Origin of the sequence: Actinophytocola sp., from assembly GCF_050699915.1 — a bacterium.
Taxonomy (GTDB): Bacteria; Actinomycetota; Actinomycetes; order Mycobacteriales; family Pseudonocardiaceae; genus Actinophytocola.
In genome coordinates this window covers 61822-78320 of the sequence record NZ_JBOHGA010000002.1, presented here as the reverse complement: position 1 = coordinate 78320, position 16499 = coordinate 61822, and the positions used below count along the sequence as shown (strand labels likewise).

Annotated in this window: 16 protein-coding genes; 7 read left to right on the top strand and 9 right to left on the bottom strand. The window is 71.3% G+C overall.

What is annotated here, in order from left to right; genetic code table 11:
* The 3 genes from ACRDSK_RS00990 to ACRDSK_RS00980 form a co-directional block, all read right to left on the bottom strand.
* The coding region (locus ACRDSK_RS00990; protein ID WP_431437911.1) for a protein kinase domain-containing protein at positions 1-2281 on the bottom strand (2281 nt) is incomplete at its 3' end.
* Between the two features lie 62 nt (positions 2282-2343).
* Entirely contained in the window at positions 2344-2868 is a 525-nt protein-coding gene (locus tag ACRDSK_RS00985) for a hypothetical protein (protein ID WP_431437910.1), read from the bottom strand.
* 5 nt (positions 2869-2873) lie between these two features.
* Positions 2874-3200 (bottom strand): hypothetical protein, encoded by a 327-nt coding sequence (locus ACRDSK_RS00980; protein ID WP_431437909.1) that lies wholly within the window; start codon positions 3198-3200, stop codon positions 2874-2876.
* A gap of 409 nt (positions 3201-3609) precedes the next feature.
* Here ACRDSK_RS00980 and ACRDSK_RS00975 point away from each other — a divergent pair, with 409 nt between their 5' ends.
* Entirely contained in the window at positions 3610-4950 is a 1341-nt protein-coding gene (locus tag ACRDSK_RS00975; RefSeq protein ID WP_431437908.1) for an FAD-binding oxidoreductase, read from the top strand.
* Here ACRDSK_RS00975 and ACRDSK_RS00970 read toward each other — a convergent pair.
* The 3 genes from ACRDSK_RS00970 to ACRDSK_RS00960 all read right to left on the bottom strand — a co-directional run bounded on the left by ACRDSK_RS00970 (position 4943) and on the right by ACRDSK_RS00960 (position 8357).
* Positions 4943-6517, bottom strand: a complete 1575-nt coding sequence (locus tag ACRDSK_RS00970) for a hypothetical protein (protein WP_431437907.1) — start codon at positions 6515-6517, stop codon at positions 4943-4945. The genes ACRDSK_RS00975 and ACRDSK_RS00970 overlap by 8 nt on opposite strands.
* A gap of 199 nt (positions 6518-6716) precedes the next feature.
* A complete protein-coding gene (locus ACRDSK_RS00965) occupies positions 6717-6887 on the bottom strand; it encodes a hypothetical protein (RefSeq protein ID WP_431437906.1) in 171 nt (56 codons plus the stop codon).
* Between the two features lie 594 nt (positions 6888-7481).
* Positions 7482-8357, bottom strand: a complete 876-nt coding sequence (locus ACRDSK_RS00960; RefSeq protein ID WP_431437905.1) for a LysR family transcriptional regulator — start codon at positions 8355-8357, stop codon at positions 7482-7484.
* 74 nt (positions 8358-8431) lie between these two features.
* Between ACRDSK_RS00960 and ACRDSK_RS00955 the strand changes: the two genes are divergently transcribed.
* Positions 8432-9052, top strand: coding sequence for a dihydrofolate reductase family protein (locus ACRDSK_RS00955; protein WP_431437904.1), 621 nt, complete (start codon positions 8432-8434; stop codon positions 9050-9052).
* 23 nt (positions 9053-9075) lie between these two features.
* Positions 9076-9651 carry a hypothetical protein gene (locus ACRDSK_RS00950; RefSeq protein ID WP_431437903.1) on the top strand — a complete coding sequence of 192 codons (576 nt, stop codon included), beginning with the start codon at positions 9076-9078 and terminating at the stop codon, positions 9649-9651.
* 19 nt (positions 9652-9670) lie between these two features.
* Here ACRDSK_RS00950 and ACRDSK_RS00945 read toward each other — a convergent pair whose 3' ends face one another.
* Together ACRDSK_RS00945 and ACRDSK_RS00940 are read right to left on the bottom strand one after the other, a co-directional pair.
* Positions 9671-10180 carry a hemerythrin domain-containing protein gene (locus ACRDSK_RS00945; RefSeq protein ID WP_431437902.1) on the bottom strand — a complete coding sequence of 170 codons (510 nt, stop codon included), beginning with the start codon at positions 10178-10180 and terminating at the stop codon, positions 9671-9673.
* A gap of 26 nt (positions 10181-10206) precedes the next feature.
* Positions 10207-11151: a hypothetical protein gene (locus ACRDSK_RS00940; RefSeq protein WP_431437901.1), complete on the bottom strand. Its 945-nt coding sequence runs from the start codon at positions 11149-11151 to the stop codon at positions 10207-10209.
* A gap of 310 nt (positions 11152-11461) precedes the next feature.
* Here ACRDSK_RS00940 and ACRDSK_RS00935 point away from each other — a divergent pair, with 310 nt between their 5' ends.
* On the top strand, positions 11462-12145 hold the full coding sequence (locus tag ACRDSK_RS00935) for a hypothetical protein (protein WP_431437900.1): 684 nt from the start codon (positions 11462-11464) through the stop codon (positions 12143-12145).
* A gap of 8 nt (positions 12146-12153) precedes the next feature.
* On the top strand, positions 12154-13917 hold the full coding sequence (locus ACRDSK_RS00930) for a hypothetical protein (protein ID WP_431437899.1): 1764 nt from the start codon (positions 12154-12156) through the stop codon (positions 13915-13917).
* Here ACRDSK_RS00930 and ACRDSK_RS00925 read toward each other — a convergent pair.
* Entirely contained in the window at positions 13914-14507 is a 594-nt protein-coding gene (locus ACRDSK_RS00925) for a toll/interleukin-1 receptor domain-containing protein (RefSeq protein ID WP_431437898.1), read from the bottom strand. The genes ACRDSK_RS00930 and ACRDSK_RS00925 overlap by 4 nt on opposite strands.
* 78 nt (positions 14508-14585) lie before the next feature.
* Between ACRDSK_RS00925 and ACRDSK_RS00920 the strand changes: the two genes are divergently transcribed.
* Positions 14586-15329, top strand: coding sequence for a DsbA family oxidoreductase (locus ACRDSK_RS00920; protein ID WP_431437896.1), 744 nt, complete (start codon positions 14586-14588; stop codon positions 15327-15329).
* Between the two features lie 3 nt (positions 15330-15332).
* Positions 15333-16499, top strand: coding sequence for an aminotransferase (locus tag ACRDSK_RS00915; protein ID WP_431437895.1), 1167 nt, complete (start codon positions 15333-15335; stop codon positions 16497-16499).

Below are 16499 nucleotides of genomic sequence, written 5' to 3'. Positions count from 1 at the left end.
GCGTGAGGTCGGTGCGTCCGGCCGACCAGTCCAGCGCGGCCGACAGCCGCGCGCCGCGGTAGAGGTCGGCACGGTCCTGACCACCGCCGCGCCACCCGGTGACCGCCTCGGCGAGCTGCTGGCGCACCAGCAGGCCGTGGCGGTCCTCGGCCACCCACGCGCGCAGCAGCGGCCACGCGGTCAGCAGCGCGTCGTGGCAGAGCTGCACATGCGCGCGTTCGACGGTGACGAGCCGGGCCGCGACCAGGCTCTCGAGGACCCGGTCGGGGATCTCGGTCCGGTGCGCCCAGCGGCGGGCGATGCCCGCGCCGTTGATCCCGCCGTCGAGCAGGGTGACCATGCGCAGCAGCGCGGACCGCAACGCGTACCGGTCGTACTCGCCCAGCCGCGCGTACACGCCGTCCGCGGTGAGCGCCACCGCTCGGTCCACGCCGCCGGTCCGTTGGTACCCGGTGAGCGTCAGCCGGTTCCCCGACCGGTTGTGCCAGGTCTCCCGCAGCGCGTGGGCGAGTCGGGGCAGCGCCCCGGAGTCGCGTCCGGCGTCGGTGACCAGCCGGTCTACCAGCCCGGGCTCGAGCTCCAGGCCCGCCGCCTCGGCCGGCTTGATCACCACCTGCGCCAGCTCCGCGGCGGTCAGCGGCCCCAGCACGTACGGCGCGTTCAACGCGGGCTTGAGGGCGGGGAGTGTGATGCAGTGCTCCACGAAGTCCGCGCGCACCGCGAGCACGACCCGCGCCGGCCAGGCGTTGGCGAGCGCGGTGGCGTAGATGTCCCGCTCGGCGGGGTTGGCGCAGTGGGTGAACAGCTCCTCGGCCTGGTCGACGGCGATGATCATCGGTGCGCCCGCACCCGCCGCGGCCGTCCGGCACAGCTCGCCGAGCATCGCGGGCCGCTGCCACAGCTGCCAGGCGAGCTGTTGCGGGTCGCCGTGGACGAGGGGCGCGAGACGCGCGGCCAGGTTGGCGATCGGGTGCTCGCCGGGCGTGGTCGCGAGTCGAGGTGCCGCGCGTCCGTCGCGCCCGTCGCGTCTAGCGCGTCCGGCGCGGGCGTGCGCGGCGAGCAGCCCGGCGTGCACCAGCGACGACTTGCCCGCTCCGGAGGCGCCGACCACGACCAGCGGCCCGGACGCGGCGTGCTGCCGGGCCAGCCGGGTGAGCAGGTCGCGCACGGCCTGCTCGCGGCCGAAGAACCAGTCGCCGTCCCCGGCGCCGAAGCTCTGCAGTCCCGGGTACGGGCACCGGTCCCGCACTATCTCGGTACCGCCGGCCGGCGCGTCGACGGTGATCGTCGCGGTGATCGTGTCGTCGGCGTCGGGGTCACCACCGGCCGGCGAGGCGGTTCGCGGCCTGGCGCCGACCGCCGCCAGCAGCCCCACGAAGTAGGCGCCGTCCTCGCCGATCATCGCCTCGGCGACCGTGGGCGCCTCGGCCCGCGGCGTGCCCGCGACCCGGTCCAGCACCCCGGCCGCGGCCGCCATGAGCTCGCCGGCGCTCGGGTAGCGGCGCTGGGGGTCCTTCTCCATGCCCGTCTGGATCACGAGGTCCATCGGGGGCGGGATCCGGCGGTCGAACAGCGAGGCCGCCGGCGGCGGGTCGTTGAGCTGGGCCGCGAGCTTGCCGACGGTGTCCGTGGCGGGGAACGGCACGCGCCCGGTCAGGCACTGGAACAGCACGCACGCCAGCGAGTAGACGTCCGACGCGGGACCGGCCTCGCCGTGTGTGAGCCGTTCCGGCGCCATGTAGTCGAGCGTGCCGATCTGCTCGCCGGTCTCGGTCATCGCCGTGACGTCCGAGGCGTACAGCCGGGCGATGCCGAAGTCGGCCAGGTACGCGGTGCCGTCGGCGTCGAGCAGGATGTTGGCGGGCTTGACGTCGCGGTGCACGATGGCGTCCGCGTGGGCGGCGTCGAGAGCGGTGGCGACCTGGGTGAGGATCTCCACGACCCGCGCCGGGTCGAGCGGCCCGTCGGCGAGCAGGCGCTTGAGGTCCGGGCCGTCGATCAGCTGCATGTCCAGGTACAGCCGACCCTCGATCTCGCCGTGCGCGTGGATCGGCACCACATGCGGTTCGCGCAGCCGTGCGACGATCTTGGCCTCGCGGCGGAACCGGTTCTCGAACTCCGGCTCCGCGAGCCGCGGCAGGCGTTTCAGCGCGACGTACCGCTTGTGCACGGTGTCGTAGGCACGGTGCACGTCGCCCATGCCGCCCCGGCCGAGCAGCTCCTCGATCCGGTACGGACCGAACAGCTCCGGCCCGGCATCCACCGACACCGCATCGGTCATGGTCGGCCCTCCCACCAGAGTCGCGTCAAGCCTATGGGGGGCGCGATCCCGCCGGTGTCCTCCTATCGGCACAACGTGACCACGGCGTCGAGGGCGGACCGGCGTTCCGCGCCGGTGAGCCCGTCCCACAGGTAGTGCCGCATCGCCTCGACGCACGGGGTCAGCTCGGCGTTGTCGGCCTCCAGCGAGCTGTTGTGCCGTTCGGCCTGGCTCCGCTTGGCGTCCTGGGCGACCGCCCGCGCGTCGAGGTCGGTGAGCTCGCCGCGCAGTTCGTTCAGCCGGTCCGTCGAGGTGGCGTGGTCGCCGCCTGCCGAGACGAGCAGCGCCGCGAAGACGCCCGCGGCCGCGAGGAAGGCGACGGCGAGCGCGGCCAGTGTCGCGGTGGCGCGTCCGTTCCGCCGCGGCGGCGGCATCGGCGGCATGAGCGGCACCGGCGGCACCGGTGGCCAGGCCGGCGGTGGCGGAACGGGCATCCGGACGGTCGTCGGCCGGCGGACGACCGGGTGCGGCGGCGGAGCGGGCCGCGGCGGCACGAGGGCTCGGTACCCGTTGCGGTACGGCGGAAGCCCGGTGATGCGGTCAGGCATGGTCGTCACCTCTCGCAGTTCCTGAGGACCTCGTCGATCGCCTCGGCGAGGGCGGTCCTGTCCCCCGCCTGCGCCGCGACGACGGTGTCCCTGGCCGGGTCGGCGCATGCGCGCAGCTTCCGGTTGTCACCCTCCAGCCGGCTCCGCTCCGCGTCCAGCTCGTCCACAGTGGACTCGATCGAGGCGAGCCGGTCCTGCCGGTCGTCGACGGCACGCTCGGTGCGGGCGACCTCCTCCGCCGCCCGCCCGGACTCGCCGTGCTGCACCAGGTACAGCACGGCGAGCACCCCGGTCGCGGCGACGAGCAACCCGACCACAACCGCCAGCGCCACCAGCGGTCCTTTCCGTACGAACCGTGTCGGCATACCGTCCTCCAACCCGCCGCGAACCGTTCGAGCGAATCGTGGCGCGAGCCCGGTCGGCGAGATAAGAGGAATGTTCCGCGGGCGGCCGGTCGCCGCCGGCGCCGCGACGGCCGCCCGTCGGGAACGGGTTTGCGCGGGGACGGCGATCGGAATGGATGTGGGTCGCGCTTCGCGGTGACCGGCTGCTGGCCAGGGTCGCCTCGCGCACTACCGGGAGCCCGCGGGACTGGTGGCGGATCGCGACGCTGCCGCATGGCGAGACGATCGACATGACCTGGCGTTGACTCCCCGACAGCCACTGTTCGCTGGTCGCAACGCCAGGTCCCGGTTCCGCGACGCACTCGGTGACGAACGCAGTCGACTCGAGGAGCACGCGATGACCGGAACCGAGGAACTGTCGGCCTCACTCAGCGGTGAGGTGCTGGCCCAGCCGGGCTTCCAGCCGTTCAACCCGGCCTTCCCGGTGCGACCGGCCGCCCTGGTCGCGCCCACCGACATCCACGACGTGGTCACCGCCGTGTCCTGGGCGGCCAAGAACGGCATGCCGGTCCAGGTGATGGCCACCGGGCACGGGCTCAACGGCCCGGTCGACGGCGGAGTCCTGATCACCACCGAGCAGCTTGGCGGGGTGACCGTCGACCCCGACCGTCGCACGGCGACCTTCGGCGCGGGGGTGCGGTGGGGGCAGGTCATCGAGGCCGCCGCACCACACGGGCTGGCCCCGGTCAACGGCTCGTCCTCCGGCGTCGGCGCGGTCGGCTACACCCTGGGCGGCGGGACGGGCCCGCTGTCCCGTGCCTACGGCTTCTCCGCCGACCACGTGGTCAGGGCCCGGCTGGTCGACGGCAACGGCGCCGTGCACGAGGTCGACGACGGCGGCGACCGCGAGCTGTTCTGGGCGCTGCGCGGCGGCAAGGGCAACTTCGGGGTCGTCACCGAGCTCGAGATCGAGCTGATGCCGGTGGCGACGCTGTACGGCGGGGCGGTCTACTTCCCCGGCGCGGCCGCCCACGACGTGCTGCACGCGTTCGCCGCCTGGTCCGCCGCGCTGCCGGAGGAGGTCTCGACGACGTCGGTGGCCCTGCTGCGGCTACCGCCGCTGCCCGAGCTTCCCGAGCCCCTGCGCGGGCAGTTCGTCGTGGCTCTCCGCTTCGCGTACCTGGGCGGTGCCGACGCGGGCGCGGAGCTGCTGGCCCCGATGCGGTCGGTCGCCACCCCGCTCATCGACGCCGTCCAGGAGATCCCGTACGCCGCGGTCGACTCGATCCACCAGGACCCCACCGACCCGATCCCGTTCTGGGACAACGGCACCGGCCTGCGCGACCTGCCGGCGACCGCGGTCGACGCCCTCCTCGAGGTCGCCGGCCCGGGGCACGACATCCCCGTCCCGATGGTCGAGGTCCGCCTGCTGGGCGGAGCGATGGCCCGCCCCGCCACGATCCCCAACGCGGTGTCCGGCCGGGACACCGCCTACGCCCTGACGACCGTCGGCATCCTGGCCCCGGACACGGCCGAGGTCGTCCCGGGCCTGGTCGACGGCATCGTCGCGGCCGCCGCCCCGTGGCGGTCGAGGTTCGACCTGTTCAACCTCATCGGCCGCGCCACACCCGAGCGCGTCGCGGGCCTGTGGGACGAGCAGGACCGCGCCCGGCTGCTGGCCGTCAAGCGTCGCCTCGACCCGGCGGGCCTGTTCGGCGGCGGCCACGCCATCACCTGAGCGTGGACCCGCATGATCGTCGTGGTGCCGCCCCAAGCTCCGCCTGCCGGGTGGCGGAGCGATGGGCGGCCGCGCGCAGCTCGGTGAGGGTTCGCGGCCGGTCCACGGCGTCCCGACGCACGAGGTCCACGCCGGTGGACGAGTACCGGTGCACCACGACGTAGTCGGCGTCCATGCGGGAGTCGGCGAGCAGGCCGGTCCGAGTGGCCCAGCCGCCGTGGACGTGGATGATGGTGGGCCGCAGCCGGCCGAACACGTGGTCGCGGAGACCCGCCATGTCACGGTCGGACCAGTACTCCGCGACCCGCCGGTCGGCGAGGCCGGCGACGTCGACGACGCGGAGCCGGCTGGTGAGGGCCGTCCCGCCGATGTCGGGGAGCAGGACCGACGCGTCGCGGCCGCCGAGGATCCGGGCGTACTCGTTGTAGGCGCGGGACTGGTCGGCGACCACGCAGAGCGGCACGGTCGGCCCGCGGCTGGCTCGCGCGATGTCCTTCTGCCAGGTGAGGGCGGTGATGGCGCACGCCGTCACGGTGCACACCGCGAGTACCGCACGTCCGCGGACCGCCGTGCGGTGCGCCATGGCCTCGACGGCGATGGCCGCCGTCAGCGCGGCGAGCGGCCAGACGGGCGTGGCGAAGCGCAGTGCCCCCATCCAGTCGCGAACCAGGACGATGTAGGCGAACGCGGCCAGCCCGAGCGGTACCGCCAGCACGACCAGTGCCCGACGTGCCGGCGAGGGCCGGGTCAGCACCGCGCCGACGCAGCCGGCACAGATCAGCACCAGTGGCCAGCCGGCGTAGCCGATGAGCTCGATCCCCCGGTGCACCCGCGCGACCGACGGGGCGGTCTGCGCCTTGGCCATGGCGGTGTTCGGCAGCATCGCGTGGAACGTGGCCCAGCGCCACGCCAGGTAGCCCACGACCGGGACGGCGAAGGCCGAGACCGACAACGCCACGCTCGTCGTGGTGCGGGGCAGCGTCTCCCGGCGCAGGAACACGGCCGCGACCAACGGGTGGGCGACCACGTAGACCAGGCCTTCGGGACGGGTCAACGCCGCCAGCGCGGCCAGCAGCCCGCATGCGACCGCGACACGCGGGCAGAGCAGTCGCCCGGTCGTCGCCGCGCGCACCAGGACCGTGGCCAGCCACGCCACCGCGAGCGCGAGCAGCGAGTTCTCCAGGCCGGAGAAGCACCAGATCACGAAGGACGGCGTCAGCGCGACGGCCACCCCGGCCACGGCGGCCACCAGCGCGGGCCGCCGGCAGACCGCGGCGGCGGCCCGGTAGGCCGCGAGGAACACGCCGGCACAGCACAGCAGGGCCACGCCCTTGGGGAACAGGACGTAGTCCGGCACCCCGAACCACGCCCCACGGTCGAACAGGCCGACCGCGCGGCCGGCCGCCAGGACGAGCAGCCAGGCCGGGTTCGAGTAGCCCTCCACCGGCTCCGCCCCGGGTTGCAGCACCGGCCCGAAGCCGCTGGTGACGGCTCGTGCGTAGGCGAACGTGATCCCCGCGTCGTCGACGATCCACCGGCCGTACGCGAGCGCATGAAACGTCGTCACGGCGGTGGGCAGCACCACCGCGACAATTGCGCCGAACCCGCGTGGGACCCGAATTCTCTCGGCATTCGCCAATGCCTGTGTCGTCGCCACGAAACAACCCCCAGCTGTCGCGCGGCCGACATCGTACATTCTTCGGATATCTGATCAGAAAATACGGCAGAAAAATACGAGTTCCGACCAGTGAATACATTTGTCGACCTCAAACCTGGGCCACCGCGGCGTAGAGGAATGCCAGCACGGTACCGAGCCCGAGCAGGAGGCAGAGGCCCATCGCGCCGTGGAACGGTTCGTCCTTGACGTACATCGAGGCGAGCAGTCCAACTGAGACGATGACCGTGGCGACGAGCAGAACGAGCAGAACGACAGACATGTCGAGTCCTTCACGAGGTCGTTGCCGTACCGGGTGCCGCTTGGACAGTCGTCACCGCGGCGCATCCCGTGGAGCACGGCGAGAAATGGGAGTCATGGCGCACGTGCACGCGCGACTTGCCCGGCGAGGGCGGCGCGCCTGCGCGGTTTCAGGTTCGGATCACACAGCGCACGCGGGCGGCGGCGCTCGACTCGACTGCCGTTTCGGTGCCGCGGCCGAGTTTCCGGTGTGGCCGGTCTCGCCGAGGGAGGACCGGCCGGTCGGCGCGCATCCGTAGGTCGCTGGTTGACAGACGGCCCACCAGGTGTTGGGCAACGCCGCGGTGAACGCCTGCGGTGCCGTCGCCGACAGTCGAAGGGGATCGTGGCGATCGCCGTGCATCGGCGGTGTGGCCGACGCTGACTCGCAGGTCTCCGTCGCCCGAGGTGGCGCCGCGGATGCGACGCCGGAGCCCGGCGCCACGGTCAAACCGAGCAGCACCAACAGAACGGCCAGCAGGAGCCGACACCGGCCCGCTGCCGCTACGTGCACCCGCTCGGCTCCCTCGTCGACGTGATCCTTCCGAGACGCCCACACTAGCCGGTGGCCACCCTGTCAGCTCTCGGTCGGCGTGGTTGCCTCGGCGAGCGCGGCCAGGACGGCGGCGACGGCGGGCGGATCGGGCGGGTCGCCGTAGGTGGCGGCGTAGATCTGGCGACGGAACCCGGTGAGCTCGGTGGCGTGGATGTCGGGCCGGCGATGGGCCTGGAGCGCGAGGCCGGGCTGTGTGGAGACGCCCACGCCCGCGGCGACGAGGGCTTGCACGACGACGATGTCGTCGCTGTGCGAGGCGATGCGCGGGTTGAAGCCGTGGCGCCGGCACACGGCGGTCAGCTCTTTCTTGCACCGGTCGCAACCGCCGATCCAGGGGGCGTCCCGGTAGTCGGTGAGGCAGTCGTCCGGCCGCAGGCTGAGGAGGTAGATGGAGTCGTCACCGACGTGCACGAGGCGGACGCCCTCCTCGTCGAGCGGGGCGTCGGCGTAGCGGAAGACGAGGGCGACGTCGATGTCACCGTGCCGCAGCATCTGCAACGCCTCGACCGGGTGTCGTTCGTACAGGCTCAGCTCGAGTCCCGGGTGTGCCTGGGCCAGCGAGGCGGCCGCCCTGGGCACGATCGTGCTCAGTGCCGAGGCGTTCGCGGCCAGGCGGACCCGCCCTGCCTGCAGGCCGACCTGTGCCGCGAGCTCGTTGGTCGCCGCGTCGACCCGGCCCAGGATCTCGGCTGACCGGTTGGCCAGCAGCTGCCCCTCTGGAGTCAGCCGGATCCCGCGACCGATCCGCTGGACGAGCTTGACGCCGGTGGCCGCTTCCAGGCGCGACAGGTGATGGCTCACCGAGGGCTGGGAGTAGTGCAGCTCCTTCGCCGCTTCGGTCACCGACCCGTGCCGCGCCACCGCGGCCAGCACCTTGAGATGGACCAGGCTGAGCATTAATCAATGATATCAATGTGTGCGGTGCAGGATTGGCATTGGACGTCATGTCCCGTGCCCACCATGCTGATCGCATGACCACACAACAGGGCAAGGTGACCTGCGACCTCACGCTCTCGCTCGACGGGTACGCGGCGGGGCTCAACCAGACCGAGCAGCGCCCGTTCGGCGACGACGGTGGCGACGGCTGGGGCGACAAGCTGCACGCCTGGTACGGCGAAGGTCCCGAGGAGCACCCGGACGAGTTCGCTCGAATGATGACGGCCAAGGCGTTCATCATGGGCCGCAACATGTTCGGCCCGGTGCGGGGCGAGTGGGATCGGCCGTGGAAGGGCTGGTGGGGCGACAACCCGCCGTACCACGGCCCGGTCTTCGTGCTCACCCACCACGCGCGCGAGCCGCAGCCGATGGACGGCGGCACCACGTTCTACTTCGTCACCGACGGCATCGAGTCCGCGTTCAAGCAGGCGCGCGAGGCGGCCGGGGACGGCGGCATCTCGATCCACGGCGGGGCGACCACCGTCAACCAGTACCTCGCCGCCGGCCTGATCGACGAGCTGCGGCTGCACATCGTGCCGATGACTCTCGGCGCCGGCACGCGACTGTTCGACGGTGTGCCGCCGCTGAACCTCGAACAAGTCGAGTCGCGAGCGGCGACCTCGGTCACGCACGTGCGCTACCGCGTCCAGTCCTGAACCACACTCCTCGGGAGATCACCATGAAACCTGATGGCGCACTGCAGACCTTCATCGACGACGTGGCCCGCCTGGTCGACACCACCCACGACGAGCACGAGATCACCAAGCTGGTCGCGGAGCGGTTGGCAGCCCTACTGGCCGGCGACTACCGGCTCCCGCCCGAGCTGACCCGGCCGGCGGCCGAGCACCATGTCAACTACCCGCTCTACATCGCCCCCGACGACAGCTGGTCGATGGCCGCCGTCGTCTGGAACGTCGGTCAGCGCACCCCTGTGCACGGACACGAGACGTGGGGCGTCGTCGGCATCTACTCGGGAGCCGAACGCGAGCACCGCTACGCCAAACCCACGGCCGCCGAGGCGGGCCGACCCCTCACGCCGGCCGGCGAGGAGGTGTTCGAGCGCGGACAGGTCACCGTGTGCTGCACGACCGACGACGACGTCCACTCCGTAGCGGCCGTCGGCGACATCCCCACCGTCGGGATCCACGTCTACGGAGCCAACATCGGCACCATCGAGCGGCGCTTGTACGACCCGGCGACCGGCGCGGTCGAATGGTTCGCCTCCGGCTGGAACGACCCAGCAGCCACCGAGTGACCGGCCGGCTTCCTGCCGGTCAACCAGGCGGCGTGATTCCGAACAGGCCCTCGGTGGTGCCGGAGTCGGCGGGCAGCGAGTTCAGCGCGTCCACGATCCGCCGCTCCTCGAAGGAGAAATGCGACTCGAGGATGGCGTTCAGACCACCGAGCTCGCCCTGGATTCGCCTCGCGGTCGCCTCGTCCGGTACAGCGGGAATGTCCGCGACGACGCGCCGCAGGCTCTCGAGGAGCCCGCTGACCATCACGTGGTCCTGCGCCATCTTCTCGACCAAGGGACGAAGCTCCGGAAACTCCTTTACCAGCAAGGGAAAGGCGCCGTCGTCCTCGCCGCGGTGATGCTTGGTCACCGCGGCGCAGAACGACAGGCAGTGCGCCCTGAGGTTCCGCGGGCGCTCGCCACCGCCGAGCAGGTGAGCATCGACCTCGTCCCCGAGCCGACTCAGCTCGCCGCGGAGCCAGTCGTGGATCCGGACCATCTCGTCGCCGAACGCGGCCAGCCGGTCCCGCGCCTCCCCCAGACTCCCCACACCGCGAGCCTAGTGACCCGCCGTCGTCACCGGTCCTGTGGTGGGGCGGCGGCAGCGGCCAGTTCGGTCGCCATGCCCTCGCGGCGGATGCGCTGGTCGGTGTAGAGCAGCACGGTGATCGCGGCGACGAAGGGTTCGATGATCGTGCTGGCGACGATGCCGCCGATCGTCGACAGGACCAGGTAGCCCGCGGTCAGCGTGTCCGGGGCGGCCGTCATGGAGAAGCCACCGCCGCCGGCGGCCTCGAACGGGAGCGTGATGACCCAGGTGACGACGATCGCGATGAGCCAGCCGAGCAGCGTGATGCCGAAGATCCGCCACCACGACCCGTCGACCAGGCGTCGCGACCGGCCGAACGCCGTCCCGACGCCGACGTTCTCCAGCACCAGCGCGGGAGTGGCGAGCGAGAACAGGACCAGCAGCCAGATGCCGACGAAGAAGCACGCGATGCCCAGGATCACCGCGAGCGCCGGTACCGCCAGCCCGACCAGGACCAGGACCAGGCCGGCGGCGATCGCCACGGCGGGATAGACGAGGGTCAGGCCGAGCAGCGGCAACAGGCGTGGGCGTACCCGGACCCAGACCTCGCCGAAGCTCGCCCGCCGGCCGACCACGGCGGTCGCCACCACCTGGGTGAAGAACCCGGCCAGGAAGACGCGGGAGACGAGCGCCAGCACCATCGCGATTCCCGCGACGGCCAGCGTGTTGCCGAGCAGGCTCCCCAACTCAGTCGTCGTGAGGGTCCCGCCGTCCTCGACCGCGCGGCTGACGTCCTCGAGCAGTTGGTAGGACACGGCGAGGCCGACCAGCTGGGTGATCGTCACCACGACCGCGGCCACACCGAGCATCAGCCCCGGGTTGCGGCGCATCGTGGAGACCGCCCCGTTCAGGATCTCGCCGACGGTCAGCGGCCGCAGCGGTATCACGCCCGGCTGGTCCCCCGCCTGCTGCCCGGCGGGTACGGGTGGCATCGGCGGGCCGTACGACCCTTGCTGTCCTTGCTGGTCAGGCGTCCGGTCGTCCGGTCCCGAGGTGTCGGTCATGAGTTGCCCCCAAAGCGGTAGTCGACCGGCAAATCCTGCCAGTCCGGCGGCACGCGCGGGTCACCCTCTGGTGACGATGTTCCCCGGCGGGCCGCGCTCAGCGGCGCGTCGGCACCGCGTCGAGATCACCAGAAGATCTTTCCCCGCAGCGATGTCCAGAATTTGGCCACAACGCCCCAGCGGGTGATATCCGGGAATTCCTGAAACAACCCTCGACGCACTCACGATCCCAGGCGATGTGAATCCGCAACCGAGCTCGCGCACGCTCGCACTCGCGGCCGCGGGTGTGATCACCGTGGTCTGTGGCGCGGTGGTGACCGCGCTGCTTCTGGTGCGGGAAATGCCACCGAGCGAAGCAGAGTCGGCCTTTCCGTTCGACGCGGGAACGGAAACCTACGCCGAGCCGGATGTGTACACCGAGACGGAAACTTTCGAGACGTACACCGAGACCGACACGGCCGAGGAGTACACGACGGAGAGCCCGCTCGACGCATTCCAGCAAGTCACGGGGCCCGGTGGAATGACCACGTATGTGCCGAGTGGTTGGCCGACCAAACGCGCGACCGGCCCCGGCGCCATGCAGGCCGATGACCCGACGGGTGCGTCGATACTGCTGCGCTACGGCGGCTCCGCGACGACGGAGCTGGACACGTTCCAGGTTCACGCGGACTACGAACAGGACTTCGCCGCGAACCGGTCCGGCTACGACCTCGTCCATCTGGACCGGTCGACCGTGCGTGGGATGTCCGCCGTGGACTGGGAGTTCGAGTACGACCCGCAGGGCGACGTGCGCCGGCACGTGCGGTCGATCTACTGGCTCTCCCAGGGCTACGACTACTTCGTCTACGTCTCCGCGCCGGTCGACCAGTGGCCCCAGGCACAGGAGATCCTCGACGTCATGCTCGACAACGCGACTCCGTGAGGCAGCACATGACAACGCAGGGAACGCCGCCTGCCATCAGTCACGCGGTGTACGGCAACGGAAAGCGCCACGCGGCACCGCCGGACGCGCTCCGAGACGACACCACGCGCTACCTGTGCGCGGCGGCTCACCTGGACAAGGACTTCGCGAACGACGCGATCCGCGAGTTTCTCGTCGAGAGCACCCGCCCGATTCCCCCATCGGCCGGGGTCGACGCAGCGGCCGTGCTGGGCGAGGCGGTCGCGGCCCGCACCCGGCGCAAGCTCCGCGACCTCGCCGTGATCGCGCTGCTGATCGGGTTGCTGTTCTTCGTCTCCGTCGAACTGCTGGCGATGTGGCTCGTGGTCGCTGCCGTCCTGAGCGTGCCCGCCATGGCCGGGGCGGTACGGAAGGGAGGACTTTCGGCCAAACCCGCGCTGTACGTGGCGGGCGGAGTCGGGATCGTCGTCCTGTTCGTGATCCTCTGGCCCGAGATCGAGAACATGCTGTCCGGACTCGGTACGTCGTCGGACTACTACTACGAACCGGTGGCCACCAGGAACGAGGTGATCGCCGACATCGTCCTCACGGGATTGGGGGTCGCGGCGCTGCTCGCCGTGTTCCTGGCCGACCGGCTCGTGGTGTGGAGGCACCTCAACGAACGGTTCTGGCCGAACCGGCGCACCGCCCCGCTGGCGCGCATCCACAACCGCAACATCTACCAGTACAGCCCCACCCTCTTCGTGACCCAGCTCCGGCGCTACGTCGACTCGCGGGCCACCATCGCCGCGCCGCCGCCGCACGAGTTCTCGATGCCGACGCACGCCGAACCGGCACCCCTGCTCGTCTATCGGGACTATGTGCCCTTCGTGGGCGCCGGCATGCCGGAGAAACCGTGGTCGATCGCGGTGCCGCTGGAGCGGCTGCCCGGCACCCGACCCACGGCCGAGCTGACCACCGACACGCTGTATGCCGCGATCCGCAAGGAGATCGAGTCACTCCGCGACGCGGTCACGCTGGCGCCGGGCCGGCGGCTCGGCGATCTCGGCATCGGCGAGATGGTGATCGTCTCCGCGGACGAGCTCATCGACCACCTCGAGGAACCGTCCGCCGCGGACTTCCTCGACCAGCCCGGCGTCGCGCCGTTCAACCTGCTTCGGCCCGGCCGCGTGCAGTCGATCAAGGTCGAGCCGGTGGAGTGGGCCAGGTACTACCAGTGCTACGAGGTCGAGACGTGGGACCGCGATCTCGTGCTGTCGGTGTTCGTGCACGTCGCGGTCGGCCAGGACGCCCTGTACGTCGAGTGGACGCCGTGTGTCCTGCTGCCGATCAAGAAGGAGTACCGCGAGATCGACACGATGTCCCGCTCGTTGTGGCGCCCCCTCCTGGGCGCGGTGGCCGACCTGCTTCGGCTGCCCGCCAGCATTCCGGGTCGGTTGGCGCACACGTTCACGTTCATCCGCGCGGCGCGCCAGCACCTCGGCGTGGTGAGCTCCACCAGCTACGGCGTCTCGGCGAGCCTGCGCGAACTGGCCTCGGCGCCGATCGAGGACAACTACTTCCAGTTCGCCGACATCGACCGCTACCAGAAGATGATGAAGGGTCGGCTGATCTTGGCGGTGAGCCGCATGATGCGTGCGGCCGGGTTCTCGCCCGCCTCGTTCGACGCGCAGGCGGCCACGGTCGTCAACAACAACGTCAACATCGGCGGGAACGTCGGCGGCAACTTCGTCGCGGGCTCGCACAACAACGTCGGCGAACGAGCCGCGACCGCGGATGGCGGCCGGAGCTAGGTCGGACGCGAGGGGTTCCGGCCCGGGGTCAGGCCGTCGATCAGCCCTCGGACGTCGGAGTCGAAGCTCTGGTGCCGCACCTGCCAGAAGGTGCACAGGGTCAACGGCGCGAGGTCGTCGGGCAGCCGGGAGGGGTCCGGCAGCGGTGTGTCGTCCAACAGCACGGGAACGACCGGGATGCCGCGTTCGAACGCCATGCGCAGTTCCGTGCGGACCCAGTCCCGAGGGTTGTCGAGGCAGCGTTGCCCGGAGCTGTCCCGGATCTCCAGCCAAGCCGACCCGATGACCGCCAGGACGGTGTCACACCGTTCGAGCGCACGCCGAATCGACGTCGGATACATCGCACCCAACGCCAACGTGTCGCGGTCGCGGAAGACGTTCTCGCGCCCGAAATGCCGAGCCAGCCGGTCGGCGATCCCCGCCGTCGCGTAGACGCTGTCATTGATTCGGTAGCTGACGAACAACCTGAGCGCGGCGGGCGTGCTGGAACTGTGCGGCACGGAAGGCACGCCGACATTGTTGTTGTTCCCGACCACGAAGTTGCCGCCGACGTCGCCACCAATATTGATCTCATTGCGGTGCTCGGTCATGCGTCACTCCATTGGTGCCATTGTCCGGCCAGCCACTACGTTATCGGTGACCGAGCCGCCGATCTGGAGTCGGAGGAGATGACTGTTTCGATCGACCTCGCCGCGGTGGCCGCCGACGATCCGCGGCTGCCGGTGCGTCCGGACACGCTCGTGGTGTTCTCGGACCTGAACTGCTCGTTCGCGCACCTCGCCGTGCACCGGCTGCACGAGGCGCGCCACCGGCTCGGGTTGGCCGACGTGGTCGGGTTCGATCATCGGGCGTTTCCGCTCGAGCTGTTCAACCGGACGGTGAACGAGCGCCCGGGAGTCGACTCCGAGGTCGCGGTGGTCGGGGCGCTCGAGCCGGACGCCGGCTGGCGGCTGTGGCAGGGCCCGGACTGGCGCTACCCGGTGACGATGCTGCCGGCGCTCGAGGCGGTGCAGGCCGCCAAGGCGCAGAGCCTCCGGGCCAGCGAGGAGTTGGACCGCGCGCTGCGGCGCGCGTTCTGGGTGCGGCACCGCTGCATCAGCCTGCGTCACGAGATCCTCGACATCGCCGGGGAGACCGGCATCGTCGACGTCGCCGATCTCACTGGAAGACTCGACCGCGGGCTGGCGCGCGCCGACGTCATCGCCCAGTTCGAGGCCGCGCGGGAGGACCGGGTGAACTGCAGCCCGCACGTCTTCCTCGCCGACCGCTCGAACTACGCCAACCCCGGCGTGCGGGTGCGCTGGGTCAACGGCGAGTTCGGCGTTGGCTTCCCGGTCATCGACGCCGACGATCCGTCGATCTACGACGTCATCCTCGGGCGGGCGGCCGAGCTCGCTCGGTCCAACAACTGACGCATGCAGCCGAACCGACGCACCGCCGCGCAGATCGACTCGCCGATCCGAACCACCTACGCGCTGCTCGACCGGCGGGCGGGCCGCCGGCCGCTGCTGGACATGGCGCAGGCCGCGCCGAGCTACCCGCCGGCGCCGGAGCTGCGCCAACACGTCGCGGAGATCGCGCAGCGCACGGACAGCGGCGGGTACGTGGCGATCGAGGGGCTGCCCCGGCTGCGCGAGGCGTTCGCCGCCGACCTGCGCGCCGGCTACCCGGGCGACGTCGACCCGGCCGACGTCCTCGTCACCGCCGGGTGCAACCAGGCGTTCTGTCTGACGGCATCCGCGCTGGCCGACCCGGGCGACGAGTTCGTCGTCGCGCTGCCCTACTACTTCAACCACGACATGTGGTTGAAGCTCCAAGGGTTCGAGCCGGTCTACGTGGAGCCGGGGCCCGACCACCAGCCGAGCGTGCCGGCAGCGAAGGCCGCGATCACCAGCCGCACCAAGGCGATCCTGCTGGTCTCACCGGGCAACCCGAGCGGCGTCACCATCGCGCCGGACACGCTCGCCGCCTTCGCCACGCTCGCGGCGAGCCGTGGTCTCGCGCTGATCGTCGACGAGACCTACCGCAGCTTCCGGGACACCACCGAGCCGGCACACGCCCTGTTCACGCGGCCGCGGTGGCGCGACACCGTGATCAGCCTGCACAGCTTCTCCAAGGACCTCGCGATTCCCGGCTACCGCGCCGGCGCCCTGGTCGCCTCGCCGGCGCTGATCCGGCAGATCGCCAAGCTCGCCGACTGCGTGGCCATCTGCGCGCCGCGCATCAGCCAGGAGGCCGCGTGGGCCGGACTGACCCGGGCCGGGACGTGGCGGCGCGAGCGGGCGCGGGAGGTGGCCGAGAAGGCGAAGGCGTTCGCGTCGACCATGGCCGGGGCACCGGGCGGCTTCGAGCTCGTCACCCACGGCGCCTACTTCGGCTGGGTGCGCCACCCCTTCCCCGACCGGCCGACCGGCGACGTGGTCGCCGACCTCATCGTCCGCCACGACCTGCTCGCCATCCCCGGCACGGCGTTCCTGCCCGACGACCGGCGCATGATCCGCATGAGCTTCGCGAACCTCGAACCCACCGCCTTCGCCGACCTCACCGACCGGCTCGTGGCCGCCGGCGTCCGGTCGACGTGA

Excerpts from the sequence above, each read along its gene's own strand:
- ACRDSK_RS00985 (WP_431437910.1), bottom strand. The coding sequence starts at position 2,868 with ATGCCTGACCGCATCACCGGGCTTCCGCCGTACCGCAACGGGTACCGA.
- ACRDSK_RS00975 (WP_431437908.1), top strand. The coding sequence starts at position 3,610 with ATGACCGGAACCGAGGAACTGTCGGCCTCACTCAGCGGTGAGGTGCTG.
- ACRDSK_RS00955 (WP_431437904.1), top strand. The coding sequence starts at position 8,432 with ATGACCACACAACAGGGCAAGGTGACCTGCGACCTCACGCTCTCGCTC.
- ACRDSK_RS00925 (WP_431437898.1), bottom strand. The coding sequence starts at position 14,507 with ATGACCGAGCACCGCAATGAGATCAATATTGGTGGCGACGTCGGCGGC.
- ACRDSK_RS00930 (WP_431437899.1), top strand. The coding sequence starts at position 12,154 with ATGACAACGCAGGGAACGCCGCCTGCCATCAGTCACGCGGTGTACGGC.
- ACRDSK_RS00920 (WP_431437896.1), top strand. The coding sequence starts at position 14,586 with ATGACTGTTTCGATCGACCTCGCCGCGGTGGCCGCCGACGATCCGCGG.
- ACRDSK_RS00950 (WP_431437903.1), top strand. The coding sequence starts at position 9,076 with ATGAAACCTGATGGCGCACTGCAGACCTTCATCGACGACGTGGCCCGC.
- ACRDSK_RS00965 (WP_431437906.1), bottom strand. The coding sequence starts at position 6,887 with ATGTCTGTCGTTCTGCTCGTTCTGCTCGTCGCCACGGTCATCGTCTCA.
- ACRDSK_RS00960 (WP_431437905.1), bottom strand. The coding sequence starts at position 8,357 with ATGCTCAGCCTGGTCCATCTCAAGGTGCTGGCCGCGGTGGCGCGGCAC.
- ACRDSK_RS00940 (WP_431437901.1), bottom strand. The coding sequence starts at position 11,151 with ATGCCACCCGTACCCGCCGGGCAGCAGGCGGGGGACCAGCCGGGCGTG.
- ACRDSK_RS00915 (WP_431437895.1), top strand. The coding sequence starts at position 15,333 with ATGCAGCCGAACCGACGCACCGCCGCGCAGATCGACTCGCCGATCCGA.